The organism is Halalkalibacterium ligniniphilum (assembly GCF_000334155.1).
Lineage (GTDB): Bacteria > Bacillota > Bacilli > Bacillales > Bacillaceae_D > Halalkalibacterium > Halalkalibacterium ligniniphilum.
The window spans coordinates 1-2,663 of record NZ_ANNK01000023.1 but is presented as its reverse complement, the minus strand read 5'-3'; the positions used below and the strand labels follow the sequence as shown (position 1 = coordinate 2,663).

General features: G+C 44.3%; 2 protein-coding genes. Both read right to left on the bottom strand.

Translation table 11 applies throughout. From position 1 onward, the window contains the following. Positions 1-72 precede the first annotated feature (72 nt). Positions 73-786, bottom strand: coding sequence for a hypothetical protein (locus BLT_RS0101815; RefSeq protein WP_017726118.1), 714 nt, complete (start codon positions 784-786; stop codon positions 73-75). A gap of 894 nt (positions 787-1,680) precedes the next feature. Further along, positions 1,681-2,663 (bottom strand): TRAP transporter substrate-binding protein (locus tag BLT_RS0101810; protein WP_017726117.1); only part of this gene is annotated, 983 nt, incomplete at its 5' end.

The window sequence follows — 2,663 nt, the reverse complement described above, 5'->3', positions numbered from 1 at the left end:
CCTTATCCTCATTCATTGTGAGCGCTGACCAGCCGACTAAGATGGCAAGAAAGGCAATCACTCCCCATCCTCTCACTTGCTCACCTCCTGGTTCTCTTTGCGCTTTAGCATCATTGTCGTTGTGGCAAAGCCTGCAAATAGGAGCAAGAAATAAAACCAGGCTGGCACCGCCATCCCCATCATCCGTGGTTCAAATAGAAGGGAGAGGATTCCGAAGCTTCCGCCGTACATGACAAGAACCCGCCCTAAGATGAGTGGCACGTCCATTTTTCTTTGCTTTTGCCACATAAAAACGACTAGAATGAGCACAGTCACGAGCATCTGATAGAGACTAACCGGATGCCCCCCATAGTATGGAACATCGACACTCAGCCGGTAGTCGATAAACGGATGAAAGGCCAAATAGACCGTTTCAACCACAAGGTAGCTAACAAAAAAGTAGAGAAACAGAAATTCGCGGTTTAAGCCTCTCTTCCAGCTAACCCAAAAGAAATAAAGAGCAACAACAAGCCAGGCAAGCATCCATTCCAGCGACGAGCTCGGCATCGCCATCACGGCAAACGGATCACGAATCGTAATCGTCGGGTAAAAAAGCAGTGTGGAAAATTGAAAGATAACAAAAAAGTAGAGCATGCCGTTCCAATAGCTATCCTGGAGCTTTTTTTGCTCGGAAAGCTCTTCATAAAAAAGCTGCTTGCTTAAAAAAAGACTAACCACAATCATCCCCATGACCAACAACATCGATTGCTTAATGATCAAGGGTCCAACGATCCAAACGTCATCCATCCACCACTCACCTCCTGCTTAAACAAAACTTGGCCAGAGCGAAAGCCTTCGCTGCCGTTATCCTTGAGCCTTCAAATTTTTAACGACGTCGATACGCTTCCATGTTAAAAAATTTAGCCTTGCTTAACGTGTAAGAAAAGAGGCTATTGATGAGAAATCCGAACGTCATGATCGTTGCTGCATAGCCTTCGCTTCGGAAAATACTTCGCTTTCCGCGGGCGGCTGGTGAGCCTCCTCGTGCTTAGGCACTGTGGGGTCTCACCCTTGCCTTTGATCCCGCAGGAGTCTACGTCTATTTCCTCCGCTAAGGTTGTGCATTGTTCGCATGTTCAATCATACACGTTCGTTATGCCCCAGCCTCTCCTTCCTATCATCAGCAACCTCTTATACAGTTTCTTTTTACCTCTTTTAGAAAAACTCGGCTTATCACCAAGTCCTTAATAGTGAAAGCTTTTTTATTCGTTATTCGTTTAGAAACTCATTATGATATTTATACTGATTAGTGAACAAACAAAACAATGTTATAGATAACGAAAACAGCTCCTACCAGGAACCAAAGGTACACAGCCGGTCATATAGGAGGATGCGCTTTCTTTCCTTCCTTTGCGACCGATGCATTCCTTGTCGCAGGACCTCACTGACCTGTGTGACAGGCCTGCTCCTTTCTCTCCTCCTGCATCAAAAAGCCTCCTTTAAGATTTCACAACTAAAATACCTATATAGGTATAATATACCCTAATAGGTATAATGTCAAGCATTTACGAATTATTGCACAAGCGCCTTGATAAGCGCTACAGCTAGAGCTAGACACCATCGATTGTATCCTTTCCTACCTTTTCAAAAAGGCTGTCCATAAGTCTTTGACAGCTTACGGAACAGCCCTGTTCATTCTATCTATTGCACATTTTGAATTCGCTCAATGTATTCGCCATATTGCTCTTCATATTTTTCATAGACTGGCTGAACTTTCTCACGGAATGCGTCGAGATCGAGCTCATCCGCCTCGATAATCTCAACACCGTTATCAAGTAAGCCTTGCTTTTGTTCTGCCTCTAATTCTTGAGAGATGCCTCGTTGAATTTGAGCATACTCTTTCCCAAGATCGAGGATCACCTTCTGAATGTCCTCAGGCAATGCTTCGTACAGCTCTTCATTGATCAAAAGTGTGGCAGAGGAATAATAAAGGCCTGCCTCAGAAAAATATTTCGTTTGCTCATAGACATTCGTGCTCCAAATGACACCATAGGAGAAATCAGAGCCATCAATTACGCCTTGCTGCAGTCCTCCGTATACTTCTGGAAACGCCATCGGAGTCGCGTTCGTCCCTAATGCACTATATGTATCGAGCATTAACTCACTCTCAATTGTTCGCATTCTTAGTCCATTTAAATCTTCAGGTGTTTTGATCGGCTGTTTGCTATTCGCAAAGTGGCGTTGTCCATTTTCCCAAAAAGCAATGCCTTTCAGGTTGACCTCCGACATCTTGTCTAATAACTCCTGACCAATCTCACCATCTAATGTTTTATATACATGGTCTAAATCTCTAAATAAAAACGGGAATTCAATGACGGTCACATCAGGGACAAAATTTGTCACCACACCTGTTGTAATGACACTCATATCTAACGTGCCTAATTGGACGCCTTCTAGTAGCTCTCGTTCGCCACCTAACGTTCCATTTCCATAAATATCAAATTGAACTTGTCCATCTGTCGCTTCTTCAACAGCCTCAGCATATTCCTTAAACCCAAGGGAGTATGCTTCTCCCGGTGGAGCAATATGACCAACCTTAATGGTAATCACCTCTCCAGCTTCTGTCCCTGTTTCTTCCGCCTCTTCTGCCGCTGCTTCCTCAGCCTCTTGATTCCCAGCGTTCG